18 protein-coding genes are annotated in these 15,588 nt (G+C 59.0%); 13 read left to right on the forward strand and 5 right to left on the reverse strand.

Going from position 1 to position 15,588, the window contains the following annotated elements; all coding sequences use genetic code 11:
* The first annotated feature begins 4 nt into the window (after nt 1-4).
* The 4 genes from nuoN to GS612_RS04105 are packed head-to-tail and all read left to right on the forward strand — an operon-like array spanning nt 5 to nt 4,706.
* The gene (gene nuoN, locus GS612_RS04090) at nt 5-1,447 is read left to right on the forward strand and encodes an NADH-quinone oxidoreductase subunit NuoN (protein ID WP_171115054.1); all 1,443 of its coding nucleotides are present in this window, start codon (nt 5-7) and stop codon (nt 1,445-1,447) included.
* A 54-nt stretch (nt 1,448-1,501) separates the two neighbouring features.
* Entirely contained in the window at nt 1,502-2,251 is a 750-nt protein-coding gene (locus GS612_RS04095; protein WP_171639159.1) for a biotin--[acetyl-CoA-carboxylase] ligase, read from the forward strand.
* Between the two features lie 11 nt (nt 2,252-2,262).
* Nucleotides 2,263-3,042 carry a type III pantothenate kinase gene (locus tag GS612_RS04100; protein ID WP_152458573.1) on the forward strand — a complete coding sequence of 260 codons (780 nt, stop codon included), beginning with the start codon at nt 2,263-2,265 and terminating at the stop codon, nt 3,040-3,042.
* Nucleotides 3,039-4,706 (forward strand): ribonuclease J, encoded by a 1,668-nt coding sequence (locus tag GS612_RS04105; protein WP_171639160.1) that lies wholly within the window; start codon nt 3,039-3,041, stop codon nt 4,704-4,706. The genes GS612_RS04100 and GS612_RS04105 overlap by 4 nt, the downstream gene beginning before the upstream one ends.
* Nucleotides 4,707-4,716: 10 nt before the next feature.
* Here GS612_RS04105 and GS612_RS04110 read toward each other — a convergent pair whose 3' ends face one another.
* Together GS612_RS04110 and GS612_RS04115 are read right to left on the reverse strand one after the other, a co-directional pair.
* Nucleotides 4,717-5,418, reverse strand: coding sequence for an NUDIX hydrolase (locus GS612_RS04110; RefSeq protein ID WP_171639936.1), 702 nt, complete (start codon nt 5,416-5,418; stop codon nt 4,717-4,719).
* A gap of 25 nt (nt 5,419-5,443) precedes the next feature.
* Complete coding sequence (locus tag GS612_RS04115; protein ID WP_171115058.1) at nt 5,444-5,842, reverse strand: DUF983 domain-containing protein; 399 nt, start codon at nt 5,840-5,842, stop codon at nt 5,444-5,446.
* Between the two features lie 219 nt (nt 5,843-6,061).
* Between GS612_RS04115 and GS612_RS04120 the strand changes: the two genes are divergently transcribed.
* From GS612_RS04120 to GS612_RS04135, 4 genes are read left to right on the forward strand one after another with little or no spacing between them, the layout of a single operon-like run.
* A complete protein-coding gene (locus tag GS612_RS04120; protein WP_171205470.1) occupies nt 6,062-6,532 on the forward strand; it encodes an EF-hand domain-containing protein in 471 nt (156 codons plus the stop codon).
* Between the two features lie 6 nt (nt 6,533-6,538).
* Nucleotides 6,539-7,156, forward strand: a complete 618-nt coding sequence (locus tag GS612_RS04125) for an RNA polymerase sigma factor (RefSeq protein WP_171639161.1) — start codon at nt 6,539-6,541, stop codon at nt 7,154-7,156.
* On the forward strand, nt 7,146-7,499 hold the full coding sequence (locus GS612_RS04130; protein WP_171639162.1) for a hypothetical protein: 354 nt from the start codon (nt 7,146-7,148) through the stop codon (nt 7,497-7,499). Before GS612_RS04125 ends, GS612_RS04130 begins: the two co-directional genes overlap by 11 nt.
* The gene (locus GS612_RS04135; protein WP_171639163.1) at nt 7,496-7,969 is read left to right on the forward strand and encodes a periplasmic heavy metal sensor; all 474 of its coding nucleotides are present in this window, start codon (nt 7,496-7,498) and stop codon (nt 7,967-7,969) included. Before GS612_RS04130 ends, GS612_RS04135 begins: the two co-directional genes overlap by 4 nt.
* A gap of 5 nt (nt 7,970-7,974) precedes the next feature.
* On the opposite strand, the gene GS612_RS04140 is transcribed toward GS612_RS04135, so the two are convergent.
* Nucleotides 7,975-9,375: a diguanylate cyclase gene (locus tag GS612_RS04140; RefSeq protein WP_171639164.1), complete on the reverse strand. Its 1,401-nt coding sequence runs from the start codon at nt 9,373-9,375 to the stop codon at nt 7,975-7,977.
* A gap of 88 nt (nt 9,376-9,463) precedes the next feature.
* Here GS612_RS04140 and GS612_RS04145 point away from each other — a divergent pair, with 88 nt between their 5' ends.
* From GS612_RS04145 to GS612_RS04165, 5 genes are all read left to right on the forward strand, one after another.
* Complete coding sequence (locus GS612_RS04145; protein WP_152458565.1) at nt 9,464-9,748, forward strand: DUF3572 domain-containing protein; 285 nt, start codon at nt 9,464-9,466, stop codon at nt 9,746-9,748.
* Nucleotides 9,749-9,772: 24 nt separating this feature from the next.
* Entirely contained in the window at nt 9,773-10,465 is a 693-nt protein-coding gene (locus GS612_RS04150; protein WP_171639165.1) for an HAD family hydrolase, read from the forward strand.
* 118 nt (nt 10,466-10,583) lie between these two features.
* The gene (locus tag GS612_RS04155) at nt 10,584-12,143 is read left to right on the forward strand and encodes a trimethylamine methyltransferase family protein (protein WP_171115072.1); all 1,560 of its coding nucleotides are present in this window, start codon (nt 10,584-10,586) and stop codon (nt 12,141-12,143) included.
* 118 nt (nt 12,144-12,261) lie between these two features.
* Nucleotides 12,262-12,849: a heme NO-binding domain-containing protein gene (locus GS612_RS04160; RefSeq protein ID WP_171639166.1), complete on the forward strand. Its 588-nt coding sequence runs from the start codon at nt 12,262-12,264 to the stop codon at nt 12,847-12,849.
* Entirely contained in the window at nt 12,846-13,838 is a 993-nt protein-coding gene (locus GS612_RS04165) for a GGDEF domain-containing protein (RefSeq protein WP_171639167.1), read from the forward strand. The genes GS612_RS04160 and GS612_RS04165 overlap by 4 nt, the downstream gene beginning before the upstream one ends.
* Nucleotides 13,839-13,875: 37 nt before the next feature.
* Here the strand turns inward: GS612_RS04165 and GS612_RS04170 are convergent, their stop codons facing one another.
* Nucleotides 13,876-14,574 (reverse strand): CbiX/SirB N-terminal domain-containing protein, encoded by a 699-nt coding sequence (locus tag GS612_RS04170; RefSeq protein WP_171639168.1) that lies wholly within the window; start codon nt 14,572-14,574, stop codon nt 13,876-13,878.
* 61 nt (nt 14,575-14,635) lie between these two features.
* On the reverse strand, nt 14,636-15,568 hold the full coding sequence (locus GS612_RS04175) for an AEC family transporter (RefSeq protein ID WP_171639169.1): 933 nt from the start codon (nt 15,566-15,568) through the stop codon (nt 14,636-14,638).
* Between the last annotated feature and the right edge of the window lie 20 nt (nt 15,569-15,588).

The raw sequence follows: 15,588 nt of genomic DNA on the forward strand, positions 1-15,588 counted from the left end.
AGACATGATCCAGGCTGATCTGACAATCATCCTGCCGGAAATCGTTCTGGCGCTTTATGCGATGGCGGCGCTGCTGGGGGCTGTCTACACGACAAAGGACGGGCTGGCGCCTCTGCTGGTCTGGACCACGGCAGGTCTTATGGCCCTTCTGGCAATCTGGATTGCAACTCAGGGCGGGGGTACAAACGTGGCCTTCAACGGCATGTTCGTCGATGACGGCTTTGCCCGCTTTGCCAAGGTTGCCATCCTGCTGTCGGCGGGTGCTGTACTGGTCATGAGCCAGGAATACATGGCACGCCGTGATCTGCTGCGATTTGAATACCCGTTGCTGGTGGCACTGGCCGCCGTGGGGATGATGATGATGGTCAGCGCAGGCGATCTGATGTCGCTTTACATGGGGCTCGAGCTGCAATCGCTGTCGCTTTATGTCGTGGCTGCTCTGCGTCGTGACAGCGCGAAATCGACCGAGGCAGGTCTGAAGTATTTCGTGCTAGGTGCGCTGAGCTCGGGGCTGCTGCTTTATGGTGCGTCGCTGGTCTATGGCTTCACCGGCACCACGTTGTTCTCGGGCATCATCCAGACAGTTCACCATGGCGATGTTTCGTTGGGGCTGCTGTTTGGTCTGATCTTCCTGATCTCGGGTCTGGCCTTCAAGGTCTCGGCCGTTCCGTTCCATATGTGGACGCCGGACGTTTACGAGGGGTCTCCCACGCCGATCACGGCCTTCTTTGCCACGGCGCCGAAGGTTGCGGCGATGGCGTTGTTCGCGCGCCTGTTGCATGACGCGTTCGGTGGCGTTGTCGAAGACTGGCAGCAAGTGATTGTCCTGCTGTCCGTATTGTCGATGTTGCTGGGGGCCGTGGCCGCGATCGGGCAGCGCGACATCAAGCGTCTGATGGCGTTTTCGTCGATTGCCCATATGGGCTATGCGCTGATTGGCCTGGCCGCCGGTACCGAGCTGGGTATCAAGGCGATGCTGATGTATCTGGCCATCTACGTGACCATGAATATCGGCACCTTCGCCTTCATTCTGATGATGGAGCGTGACGGCAAACCCATCACCGACATTGACGCTCTGCGGCAATACTCCAAGCGTGATCCGGGCAAGGCGCTGGCGGTGCTGATCCTGATGTTCAGCCTTGCGGGCGTGCCTCCGATGCTTGGTTTCTTTGCGAAATTCGGCGTCTGGCAGGCGGGCGTCAGTGCGGGTCTGACCGGTCTGGTCGTCGTCTCGGCCATCGCTTCGGTCATCGGTGCCTTCTATTACCTGCGGATCGTGTTCTACATGTATTTCGGGGCCGAGAACGAAGAGCCGATCGAAACCCGGTCGACCCCTGTTCTGTGGGTGGCATTGATGGGGTCTGCGGCCCTGATGCTGGTCGGTATCTTCTATCAGTTCGGCGTCGAGGGCGCGGCAGCTGCCGCAGCGGCCACGCTTGTCAACTGATCGTTTTGCACAACCGGAAAGAGGGGCTCGGTTGCGCGACCGAGCCTTTTTGATATGACAAAATGGCCCCAAGGCTATGGCCTGCACGAGGTGCAGGAAGTCGACAGCACGCTGAATGAAGCGGCGCGGATTGCTCCGAATGCGCGTGGTCCCGTCTGGATCATGGCGCATCACCAGACGGCGGCGCGCGGGCGGCGCGGACGAAGCTGGGCCAACCCGATGGGCAACCTGGCGGCGACCTTGCTGATGCGTCCTCAGGGCGCGCCGGAACAGGCGGCCTTGCGCAGTTTCGTGGCGGCGCTGGCCCTTTTTGACGCGTGCGTCGCCGTTACCGGGCGGGCTGCCGGACTGTCGCTGAAATGGCCCAATGACGTGCTGCTGAACGGCGGCAAGCTTGCCGGTATCCTGCTGGAAAGCACGGGGCAGGGGCGCGGCGTGGCGCATCTGTCCATCGGCATCGGAGTGAACCTGGCCAATGCCCCGGATGCCGATGCGGTAGAACCCGGCGCGGTTCGTCCCGTCTCACTTCTTTCGGAAACCGGGGCGCATGTCTCGCCCGAGGATTTTCTGACCGAACTGGCCGCGGCCTATGCCGCGTATGAAACCCAGTTCGTCACCTATGGATTCGAACCGATCCGCACCGCCTGGCTGTCCCGCGCGGCCCGGTTGGGCGAGGTCATCACCGCGCGGACCGGTACGTCGGAAACGGTTGGAACCTTCGAAACGGTGGACGCAAGCGGTAACCTTGTCTTAAACACCGCCAAAGGCCGCGTGAGCATTCCTGCGGCGGATGTCTATTTCTGAGAGGGGCGCGGATGCTTCTGGCCATCGATTGCGGCAATACCAATACCGTCTTTTCGATCTGGGACGGTGAGGAATTCCTGTGCACCCTGCGCACCTCGACCCACCATGCGCGCACGGCAGACGCGTATTTCACATGGTATTCGACGCTGGTGAAGCATTACGGGATCGAGGCGGACATCACCGATGTGATCATCGCCTCGACCGTGCCGCGCGTCGTGTTCAACCTGCGTATCTTCGCCGATCGCTTTTTTGGGTGCAGACCATTGGTTGTGGGCAAGCCCGATTGCCTGTTGCCTGTCCCGCCGCGTGTGGATGAAGGCACGGTGCCTGGCCCGGATCGACTGGCCAATGCCGTGGGCGCTTTTGACCGCCATGGTGGCAATGTGGTTGTCGTGGATTTCGGAACTGCGACGAATTTCGACGTTGTCGCCGCCGACGGCGCATATGTGGGGGGCATTATCGCCCCCGGTGTGAACCTGAGCCTTGAGGCCCTGCATCAGGGAGCCGCGGCGCTGCCGCATATCGATGTCTCCCGACCTGACAAGGTGATCGGTACGAATACGGTTGGTTGTATTCAATCTGGCGTGTATTGGGGATATTCCGGTTTGATCGAGGGGCTGATCGCCCGGATCAAGGCCGAGTATGGAATGCCGATGAAAGTCGTTGGAACCGGAGGGCTGGCCCCCTTGTTCGATCAGGCCGACGTGGGGTTCGACGCAATCGAGGATGATCTGACGATGCACGGCCTGACCGTGATCCATCGCTACAACAAGGATAATGGCTCCGTATGAGCAGTGAAAGATTGATCTACCTGCCGCTGGGTGGCGCGGGCGAAATTGGCATGAACGCCTATGTGTACGGCTACGGTGAACCGGGAAAGGAACGCCTGATTCTGGTGGATCTGGGCGTCACTTTTCCTGATATGGACACAACGCCGGGCGTTGACCTCATCTATGCCGATATCTCATGGCTGAAAGAGCGTGCCGACCGGCTGGATGGTGTTTTCATCACGCACGCCCATGAAGACCATGTCGGTGCCGTGGCCCATTGTTATGAAGCCTTGGGTGCGCCGGTCTATGCGCGTGCCTTCACGGCCAATATCGCGCGCCGCAAGATGGAAGAACATGCACACCCGGCCGAGGCGGTCACGACCGTTTCCGCCTGGCCTGAACAGGTGTCCGTCGGGCCGTTCACAGTTGGTTTCCTTCCGGTTTCGCACTCGATTCCCGAAAGTGCCGCATTGGTCATCGATACACCCGCAGGGCGTGTCGTGCATTCGGGCGACTTCAAGCTGGATGCAGCACCGGTCGTTGGCGAGGCCTTTGACCCTGACCTGTGGGCCGAGGTCGCCAAGCCCGGCATCAAGGCGCTGGTCTGTGACAGTACGAACGTGTTTTCGACCCATCCGGGGCGTTCAGAATCCGAAGTTGGCCCCGAGATCGTCAAGCTGGTCGAAGGCGCGGAAGGCATGGTCGTGGCAACCACCTTTGCCTCAAACGTCGCGCGGGTCAAAACGCTGGCCGAGGCGGGTGCGCGGGCCGGGCGTTCCGTCGTCCTGCTGGGGCGCGCGATGCGTCGGATGATCGAAGCCGCGACCGAAACCGGTATTCTTGCGGATTTTCCCAAGGTGATCAGCGCCGAAGAGGCTCTGGACCTTCCGCGCCAGAACCTGATGCTGATCGTGACCGGCAGCCAGGGGGAACGACGGGCCGCAAGCGCCCAACTGGCCCGTGGCAAGTACCGTGGTCTGGAGCTGGCCGAGGGCGATCTGTTCCTGTTCTCCTCGAAAACCATTCCCGGGAACGAGCGGGGCGTGATCTTTATCATGAACCAGCTCAGCGAAAAGGGCGTGGATGTCGTCGATGACAGTTCGGGCCTCTATCATGTCTCGGGCCATGCGAACCGGCCGGACCTCGAGAAAGTGCATGCACTGACCGATCCGCAATTCGTGATCCCGATGCATGGCGAACACCGGCACCTGCGCGAGCATGTCAAACTGGCAGAGCAGGGCGGCAGAACCGGAGTGCTGGCGGTGAACGGAACCATGCTGGATCTCAGCGGCAATGCGCCTGTAGTCGTCGATTATGTTGAAACCGGTCGCACATATCTGGACGGTACCGTGAAGATCGGTGCCCTTGACGGCGTGGTGCGGGATCGTATCCGCATGGCTTTGAACGGCCATGTTACGGTGACGGTGGTTCTGGACGAAGAAGACGAACCGCTGGGCGAGCCGTGGTGCGACACCATGGGGCTGCCTGAAACTGGCACGTCCCGTGCCGCGTTGGTCGAAGTGCTGGAAGAGGATCTGAACCAGTTCCTGATGCGGGCCGCCGCCAAGACCCTTCGCGATGACGACAAGCTGGAAGAAGAAATGCGCCGCATCGTGCGGCAGACAGCCAAAGCCGAAATTGGCAAAAAGCCCGAAGTGACGGTGGTGGTCAGCCGGATGCGGTGAAACCGATCCGTCAGTCGTGGGTTGGCATCGGATAGCCCCTGAGACGCAGGAACAGGTTGGCTTCTTCGTTGTTTTTGTAGAATGGAACCGACGATGGCGGCTCGGGGGACGTAACCCGGGCCGCTATTTCCGCCAGAACGACCTCGGTGATAAACGGCAGATCCAGATCCCGTGCCCGATCCAGTGGCACCCATTGCAGGTGCGACAGCTCATCCGAGGCGTGACTGAAATCATCCACATCACCTTGCAGAGCGTCGGCGTCGACCAGAAAGAACCGCGCATCGAACCGGCGGGGACGGCCCGGTGGAGTTACCGCGCGAAAGACGAACTGAAGCGCAGCCGCAGTTGGCAGGTAACCCAACGCGGCAAAGCTCTGCCAATCGTCAGCTACATGACCGGGCCATGTACCCGGCTGGCCAAGAACAAGACCGGTTTCTTCCCAAAGCTCGCGTATGGCGGCCGCGGCGAGGGCGTGTTGAATCCCCGGCTCGGCCTGTTCGCCCAAACGTTCAAAGCACAGATCCGGCAAATCCGTTGCCAATGGAACATCCGCGTCAGCCGGATCAACCGCACCACCGGGAAAGACGAACTTGTTCGGCATGAAGGCCGCTTTGGACCCGCGCTGCCCCATAAGGATCGAGGGGTTTGTCCATCTGTCCCGCAGTACGATAACCGTTGCTGCATCCCGGATGGCTGTTTTGTCGGGTGTCATGTCCAAACTGGTCAACTGGGTCGGGTCACGCGGTTTTTCCAAAGCCATGCATGCGGCGTGCCCACTGATAGGCCACCACCGCACCTTTCAGGCGTGGCAACAGGTACAGGGACAGGGCAACGCAGGCGACGGAAAAGCCGATGGCCATGGTCCACGGATCGGGCCGCCAATGCACGTACGACACGTGCAGAGCGGGAGCCAGCAGGTGGCCGACCAGCAGGATTGTCAGGTAGGCGGGCCCATCATCTGCGCGATGGTGAAACAACTCCTGCCCGCAGTTCGAGCAGGAGTCATTGACCTTGAGATAGCTGTGCAACAGCTTGCCTTCCCCGCAGTTGGGGCATTTGCAGCGAAACCCCTTGACCAGGGCGGGCCATGTCTCACGCTCATCTTCAGAGGTCGTTTCGATCGTCTGATCCGTCATAATGTAACTCGCGCAGTAATCTTTTGCGGATAATGGGCCTGATCGTGAAAATTTAAAAGGGGGGTGCGTCGCTTTGCAACGTCTCCCCGCCACGTCGGCATGGGGCGACCCCGAACCTTTCAAAAATAAAATCGATTTCAGCGACGGAATTCCTGGCGCCGCCCGTTTGAATGGGTATGAGCGGCGGCACTCGGGCCGCGTCAACAAAAGGAAACGGAAATGAAAAACGTTACATTCATCTCGGCCATTGTTATGTCGGCTGTTGCGATTACCGGTACTTCTGTTCTGGCCGCTGGCCCGGGTGGCCGCGAGCCGGTGTCCTTTCAGGAACTGGACGCCGATGGCGATGGTCAGGTGACGCAACAAGAGATGGAGGCGCATCGCACCGCTCGTTTCACCGAGGCGGACACCAATGGGGATGGAAAGCTGAGCCAGGAAGAAATGCAGGCTGCCGCCCAGAAGAAAGCCAGCGATCGGGTTGCCAGGATGTTCGAAAACAACGACGCGAACAAAGATGGCTTCCTCAGCCAGGATGAGTTGCCGAAACCGCGCCGGGCTGACAAGATGTTTGATCGGATGGATGCGGACAACAGTGGCGGAATCTCGGAACAGGAATTTGCCGATGCCAAAGATCGGATGGGACGGCACCATAAGAAAAAGCATCAAAAATCGAATGCAAGCGATAACTGATGCAGGATGGAGGACCTGACCTCCCACCCACAAGATGTTCGCGGTGCGGGTTGCACCGCGAACACACTCAGCGACGATGCGTTGCTGAGGCAATTCGCCGACGGCGAGGCGGGGGCGGCACGGATCCTGACCGATCGTTTGGGGCCACGCTGTTACTCGGTTGCTTTGCGCATGTTGGGCAATCGGGCCGAGGCGGAAGACGTGACGCAGGATGCGATGATGCGGCTATGGCAGATGGCGCCGAATTGGGTTTCAGGTCAGGCCAAGGTATCGACCTGGCTGTATCGGGTGACGCTGAACCTGTGCGTGGACATCAGGCGCAAGAAGACACCTGACAGGTTGTTGGACGTGCCCGAACCCGAAGATGGCAAGGCCAGCGTTGTTGACCGCATGCAGGACGAGGCGCGCAAGGATGCCTTGCAGTCGGCTTTGGCTGAGCTGCCCGAGCGGCAGCGACAAGCGGTCGTGCTGCGCCATATTGAAGAGCTGCCCAACCCCGAGATTGCCGGGATAATGGGCATTTCTGTAGAAGCAGTTGAAAGCCTGACCGCAAGAGGCAAGCGCAGCCTGACCGCGATCTTGGCCGGACGGCGCGAAGAACTGGGGTATGACAATGGCGGATGAAGACCTGGAACTGGATCACTTGTTTGCGCAGGCACAGCGTCAGCGACCGACACTGCCGGACGATCTTGCCGTGCGCATCCAGACGGATGCTGAAACTGTTCGCCTCGGTCGCCTTGCGCCTGCACCGCAGCCGATGCCTTCGAAATGGAACAGGTTGATAAGCAACGTAGGAGGATGGCAGGGCCTTGGCGGGCTTGTCGCCGCAAGCGCTGCCGGGGTCTGGATCGGCTTTTCCGCACCAGCCTTTCTGCCGGACCCGGCCAACCTGTTGACGTCGGAAGAGACAACTTTCCTCGTGGCGGATCTTGGATTTGACTCGAGTTTTCTGGAGAACACGGAATGAACACTGATCCCAAGCCCAAACGCAGGTGGGTTCCTGTCGTCCTGGCCCTGTCACTGGCGCTGAACCTGCTGGTCGTCGGTGTCGCTGTGGGCACCGTATTGCGCCTGAGAGGTGGGGATCATGCCAAATCACCGCCCGGCTTCGGCCCCGCGTTGTACCGGGCCCTGCCCAAGGATGATCGAAAGGCGATGCGGGGTGAGCTGACGGGCCTGCACAAAAAAGGGTCCAAGGGTCGTGCTCAGGATTTTGAAGCGCTCAGTCAGGCTTTGCGCGCAACGCCCTTCGACCCGGTCGCCGTTCAGGTTCTGTTGCAACAACAAGCACAGGCCACCGCCGATTTGCAGCAGGCCTTGCAAACGCAATGGCTGGCACGTGTGACCGCCATGAGCGATGATGAGCGGCAGGCCTATGCAGACCGATTGCAGGAGGTCGTCAACCGCGGGCCGCATGGGCACAAGAAAAGAGACTGAACAGATCAGGCTGCACTTTGCCTGATACTCACCTGATTGCGCCCTGCTTTCTTCGCAGCATAAAGCGCTTTATCCGCGGATTTGATCAGGTTTTCCACGCTTTCAGCCGCACAGTCTTGCCGGGCGAAACCGACCTGAGACAACTTCAACCCGATACTGACCGTCACATCAACTTGTGCCCCATGGTCCGGTAACAGGAACGGGGACTGGCAGATGCTGTCACAAACGGTTTCGGCCAGGTTCAACGCCTGTTTCGGCGATACATCGGGCACGCCGATCATGAACTCTTCCCCTCCGATGCGGGCGACAAAGCCACGGGATCCCAAGGCATTTTGCATACGTTCCGCCGCTTGCGTCAAAACGTAATCGCCGCTTGCATGGCCATGGCCGTCATTGATTGCCTTGAAGTGATCCAGATCGGCTAGCATAATCGCAAAACTGCGCCCCGTTCTGGCGGATTGGCGCGCGATCTGATCCAGCGCGCGCATGGCGTAGCGGCGATTGTGCAGCCCGGTCAACGGGTCGATCCAAGATTCCGCGATGCCTCTTTTGAGAGAGACCCGCATCTGATCCAGCCGCGTCTTGCGGGCAATCTGGTTTTCAAGCCGCAGCAGGATCTCCTGCGCGCAGAACCCGCCCAGACAGACAGCATCGGCCCCTCGGTCCAGAGCTTCCGAAGCCTGTCCGGCGTCTTCGTCCTTCAGCACCCCGATCAAAACCGTGTGCCGGGTCACGCCGCGTGATCTGAGGTCGGCAAGGATATTCAGACCGGCCGGATTCGAGCCCAGTTCAACCACGATCGCATCAGGAACAGAGCCGGACAAAACACCCCGCAGGTTTGACTGAAGATGCCAGTTCAGATCAAATTGACGTTGATCGTCCAGCGCCTTTTGCCAAAGCGCGCCGGTTCGGGCCGTGTGGGTCAGAAATTCAACCCGCGCCGCCTTGGACGGTCTGATTATCGGTTGGGCCGGCTCTGCGAAGCCAATCGGTTGCGATCCGTTGCCGACCTGCAAATCCTGAGTGGCCGCACGGACACGCAGAAGGCTGCGAATCCGCGCCAACAATAAGGTGTCTTTGAACGGGTGCGTCAACACATCATCCAGCCCGTCCTTCAACGCCCGCAGCCGGGCGTCCCGGTCATTTTGCGCGGCAATCGCCACGACCGGAACGTCGTCAAGGCCGGGTTCCTTCACGATCGCCTTCTTCACATCCGCAGCCGTTCCGTCCGGCAACGTCTGGGCCGTCAGAACCAGATCCGGTTGCGTACGCCGCACGAGTGCGGGCAACCCTTCAAGCTTTTCCCCCTGCACCACGTGATACCAGGCCGCCGTCAGCTGTACCTTCAGCATGATGCGATTGGTCGATACCCCGTCGAGGACAAGGATGGTTCCCTGCACAGACATAGTTGTTCACCGTTGATTGCATGCGTGAACAAAGTGTTTATGACTCTGGTTAACAAACCCTTTCCAAGACCGGATCTGACCCAAGTTTATGCCGATATCCTCTGATTCCGCCGAAACTCTTGCGCTGACGGCCCTGGCCTGGCTGGTCAGCAATGACGAGCTTTTGCCTGTTTTTCTGGGCTCTACGGGCGCATCGATCGAGGATGTGCGCGATCGGGCAAGCGATACCGAGTTTCTGGCATCGGTTCTTGATTTTCTGGTGCTTGACGATTCGTGGGTCATGGCGTTTTGTGACGCCAATTCACTCGCCTATGATCTTCCCGCCCAGGCAAGGGCGGTATTGTCCGGCGGCGCTGAGATACACTGGACATAACCATATTTTCCGCAGGAGCACCGGATGCCGATAGATGCGATCATCTTTGACAAAGATGGCACGCTGTTTGACTTTGCCAATACGTGGGGAGGGTTCGGACGCTCGATGCTGTTGCGCCTGTCCAACTGGGACGAAGATCGCGCGACCGAGCTTGGCCGTGTCATCGGATATGATTTCGAGCAAGGGAAATATACCGAAGACAGTATTGTAATCGCCGCCACGGTCGAGGAAATCGCAGAAGTTCTGATTGCCCATGTCGATGGCGTGACCTTGCAAGAGATCATCGATTTGATGAACTCCGAAGCCGCCTCGGCCCCGCAGGTGCCCGCCGTGCCATTGGTTCCTTTCCTGGAAGGTCTGCAAGATGCCGGAATCAAGCTGGGCGTTGCGACGAATGACAGTGAACATCCCGCTTTGCAGCATCTCGAATCTGTCGGAATAAGGGGGCATTTCGATTTCGTCGCCGGGTATGACAGTGGTCACGGGTTCAAGCCGGGACCGGGCCAGTTGCTGGCCTTTGCCGCCCATATCGAGGTCGAGCCATCTCGTATCGCGATGGTGGGTGACAGTCTTCATGACTTGCAGGCCGGGCGTGCGGCGGGGATGACCACGATCGGTGTTTTGACCGGTTTGGCCGAGGCCGATGCATTGGCTCCGATGGCGGATGTGATTTTGCCGGATATCGGACATATTCCCGAATGGTTGGCCAAAATTTGATTTTCAAATCCGGGATTCGACAAAACGGAATGAAAAACCGACATATTCTGTCGCAGACGGAGCGGCCATAGGCGTCTCTTCGGGGCTTGCTTGACGAAAGCAAGAACAGGAGGCACCGATGGCCGAGACCAAGACACGTAAGCGCCGCGGAGGAGGGCGCGCAGGGGCGGCTGCGCGCAGGGGCAGTGCAGCGATTGACCAGATGCCCTGGGATCCGCCGGTCAATATCGATCGCCCCACAGAACCTTTGGATCAGGCCGGTATCGAAGCGATCCATGAAGGGGCGATGCGCATCCTCGAAGAGATCGGGATCGAGTTCTACAACGAAGAGGCAATAGGCATCCTGCGCGAGGCGGGTTGCACCATCGACGGCGACAATGTCCGCATGGGGCGGGACTTTGTCATGGAGATGATCGCCAAGGCTCCCAGCCGTTTTTCGATCACCCCACGCAATCCGGATCGCAAGATCGAAATCGGAGGAAAGAACATCCTGTTCGGCAACGTCTCTTCCCCGCCGAATTACTGGGACATGGAGATCGGGAAAAAAGTACCGGGCAATCGCGAGATGTGCCGGAACCTTCTGAAGCTGACGCAATATTTCAACTGCATCCATTTCGCCGGTGGATACCCGGTCGAGCCGGTCGATATCCACGCCAGCGTGCGCCATCTGGACGTGCTGTACGACAAGCTGACCCTGACCGACAAGGCGATGCACGCCTATTCGCTGGGCAAGGAACGCGTCGAAGATGTCATGGAGATGGTGCGCATCGCAGGCGGTTTGAGTCACGAGGAGTTCGAAGCCGCGCCGCGGATGTATACCAATATCAACTCGACCTCGCCGCTGAAACACGATCACCCGATGATCGACGGGTGTCTGCGCCTGGCGCGGCGTGGTCAGGCGATTGTTGTCACGCCCTTTACGCTGGCGGGTGCGATGGCCCCCGTAACCATGGCGGGTGCCGTGGCGCAGTCCTTGGCCGAGGCGCTGTGTGCCATTGCGCTGTTCCAATACGTGCGCCCCGGTATTCCCTGTGTGATCGGTACATTCACGTCGAATGTGGATATGAAATCCGGCGCGCCGGCCTTTGGAACACCGGAATACATGCGTTCGACCCAGATGACCGGCCAGATGGCGCGGTTCTATGGTTTGCCCATGCGGTCTTCGGGTGTTTGTGCGGCAAATGTGCCGGACGGGCAGTCGGTGTGGGAGACTTCGAACTCGCTTTGGGCCGCCGTGCAATCGGGTACCAATATGGTCTACCACGCAGCCGGTTGGCTTGAGGGCGGTCTGATCGCCAGCCCGGAAAAGTTCATCATGGACTGCGAAATCCTACAGCAAATTCAACGCTATATGAACCCCGAGTTGACCGCCACAGGGCCGGACGAGATTGCACTGGATGCGATCCGGGCAGTCGGCAATGACGGTCATTTCTTTGGCATTCAGCATACGCAGGATCGCTATACCACGGCCTTCTATCAACCCTTCCTGAGTGATTGGAAAAACTATGAAGGATGGGAGGTCGCCGGCGGTATCTGGACGGCAGAACGCGCGCATCACATGTTCAAGGAGATCATCTCGAGCTTTGAAGCCCCCCCGATCGATGAAGGCATTCGCGAGGAACTGGCCGCTTTTGTCGAACGTCGCAAAGCGGAAGGCGGCGCGCCCACGGATTTCTGACCGGACAGGTGGTATCGCGCTGATACTCGGTTGAATTCGCTACAACTCAGGGTGGATTTTGGCTATTTGTTAAGGTTTTTCCGGCCACAGTGCACAGGACACCAAACTGGGGCATCTGATGCATGGTCTGATCAATCGAGCGATACAGTCCTTTGCCTGTGCGACCTACGGGCGATCCTGCTGGTTGCGCGTGACCGACGCCGCGCGGCTGGGGTTTGTCGAGTTTGAAGCCATGCTCGTCTATGACGATGACATGACGTCCAAGGTAATGGAGGCGCTGAGCGCCGACCTCGATCGGCCGCAAGCCGAAGTCTTTGAGGACCTGGGAACGTATCTCGTGTCTCATCCGAATATGGAAGGGCTGCGCCGCCTTCTCAGGTTCGGCGGCGTCAGCTACGTGGAGTTTCTTCACTCGCTCGACGATCTGGCGGACCGCGTGCGGCTGGCCGTGTCTGATTTGACCCTACCGGCCTTGGAGTTGAGAGAACTGTCAGCCACGGAATTTCAGCTGAGTTGCTCTCCGGGCCTGCCAGGGTATTCCAATGTCATGGTTGGGGTCCTGCGCGCAATGGCGGATGACTATGGTGCGCTGGTGATGCTGTCACACGAGGGGCAGCAGCAAGGCAGTGATGTCATTTCCATCATGTTGGTTGAAAGCGCTTTTGCCGAGGGGCGGCATTTTGATCTGGGGGCTCGGAACGGATGACAGATACCCAAGAACTGGCAGGTCTGCTGGAAACGCTTTGCCCGATGTTCCTGTTGGTGGACCAAAACGGGCATATTCAGCAAGCAGGTCCGACCCTGCAAAAGTTGCGACCTGAACTGCCGCTGGTGGGGCAGGGATTTCTGGATGTGTTTGAACTGATCCGCCCCAGAACGATCACCACCATTCCCGCCCTGATGTCAATGGCGGGGGCGAAGCTGCATCTGAGGTTTCATGATGAACCGCGCACAACCCTCAAAGGCTTGGTCGCTCCTTTGCCGCATTCCGGTGGCGCGGTCATCAATCTGTCATTTGGTATCTCGATTTTGGATGCGGTGCGGGACTATGCGCTGACAAGTGCGGATTTCTCGGGCACGGATCTGGCGATTGAGCTGTTGTATCTGGTCGAAGCCAAATCCGCCGCGATGGAGGCATCCCGCTCTCTCAACCTTCGGCTACAAGGTGCGATGCTTGCAGCCGAAGAGCAGGCCTTTACCGACACATTGACCGGGCTGAAGAACCGCAGGGCGATGGATCACTTGCTCGAGCATTTGATTTCGGGGAATTCCACCTTCGCGCTCATGCATCTGGATCTGGACTTTTTCAAATCTGTAAATGACAAGCTGGGCCATGCGGCGGGTGATTTCGTCTTGCAGCAGGCCGCCCGCATCATGCAGCAGGAAACACGAAGCAACGACACCGTGGCCCGGGTCGGCGGGGATGAATTCGTCATTATTTTCAAAGATCTGGCGCGGGAAGATACTCTGGCCTGCATTGCTGGGCGTCTGATATCAAGGTTGAATGAGCCGATGACCTTTCAGAATCAGAGTTGTTCGATCTCGGCCAGTATTGGCACAGCCTTGTCCACGCAGTTCGACTGCCTCAACGCCGCCGACATTCTTCACGCAGCAGATCTGGCCCTTTATCAGGCCAAGCGCGACGGCCGGTCTTGCCATCGCATGTATTCAGCGTTGAGCAAGGCGCAAACCTGAATGCGTTCAGAAAACACGATGGGCACGTATCGGGGCTTCAGGCTGAATCGAATGCCGCATTTATCTTTTTGGCTATCTGTTGCCGGATCGGAGGCAACTCTCCCACCACCGGCAGGACCACGCCTGAAAACCCTGCGCGATCCAGCTCTTGCGGGACGTCTTCCTGCACATGCCCTCCGGCACAGGCAAAGAACGGAAGGCACAGCGCCTGACCTTCGGTACCGTTTGCAGCGTCAGATATGGAAGGTGGCTCTTCGACGAAACCGACGCGAACGGATTTGAACGCAATCAGTTCTGCAAGCTGTTTCGCAAACTGCAACGCCACGGTCGACGGGTTCCGGCTGCGCCCGGAACCATGCGCGGCAATGACCAGATCGGTGGACCGAGCGGCCCAGTGTTTGTCGGACAATTCCGATCGCAGGGCCTCAGCGGTCAGGGCCGGCAGGTCCGGGTCAATTCCAAGTGGGTCCAAAATCCGTGCCGGATGGTGCCCAAGCCGTTTGGGTAGCGCGCTGGTGACAAACCACCCTTTTGCCATGAAAAGTGGATAGATGACCGCGTTTTCGGGCGCGCGGTCCAGCTTTGCATCCAACGCACCCGGCGCAGCCAGGGTGGCCGAATCCACCGCTATATGCCCGGTAAGCGCGTTGACCTTGGCGGCGAATGCCGCAAGTGCAGCTTCGGCCGGTTCCGGGTCTGACGGTTGGCCATGAGCGACAATTATGGCATGTGACATTCGGATCTCCTGCTGCGTTGCGCGATAGGTGTTTCACATCAACCTGAAGTCAACACCTCAGTTAGCCCAGAAGTGTCAGCCATAGCCAGACGGTCAGAATGGACGAGGCCGTTCCGATAAGTACGGCCGACGCTGCGACCCGTTTTGCGCGACCATACATGTTGGCGAAGATATAGGCGTTGAAACCCGGAGCCATGGCCGCATTCAAAACCCCCGACCGAAACAGATCCTGCGGCAGGCCCGTGGATTTGCCGAACACCCACACCAGGCTGGGATGCAGCATCAAAGAGATACAGCAAACATAAGCAATGGTGCGCAGGTCGCCCTCGGGCTTGTATTTGACCAGCACACCGCCCAAGGCAAACAACGCCCCGGGCAGGGCAGCACGGGTGATCAACGCCAGCGCTTCGTCGACCACGGCAGGGATCGCCAGGCCGGACAGGTTGACCAGAAACCCAAGGGCGATACCAAGGATCAGCGCGTTCTTGAACATTGCGGACAAAACAGACCGTGCCATGCGCACGCCACCATGATCGTGATTTCGCACGACCTCCATCACCGTGATCCCGACGCCGTAACAAAACGGAGAATGGAAGGCGATGATCGCGTAGTTGCCGGTCAGGTTCTCGGGCCCATATGCGCGTTCGGTTATCGGCAAACCCAACAGGACAGAGTTTGAGAACAGGCAACAAAACCCGATGGCAACGCAATCTTCCCAATCGCGCCCGAAAATGATGCGTGCGCCGAACAGGCCTGCTGTGAAACACAGGGCGGCAGCGGAATAGAAACTGGCCAAAAGCCGGGGGTCGAAACTGGCGCTGAGGTCCAGATGCGCGATGGCCAGGAACAAAAGGCAGGGAATCGCAAAGCCTTGGGTGAACTTCATCAGCCCATCGACATGCGCTTCTTTGAAGTACCCTGTGCGTGTTGCCGTATACCCGGCCCCGATTACAAGGAAAACCGGAAGAATGACGTCGATCAGGCTTTGCAGCATGTGGCCCCCGTGCGACGGGC

The organism is Ruegeria sp. HKCCD6157 (assembly GCF_013110685.1).
Classification (GTDB): Bacteria; Pseudomonadota; Alphaproteobacteria; order Rhodobacterales; family Rhodobacteraceae; genus Ruegeria.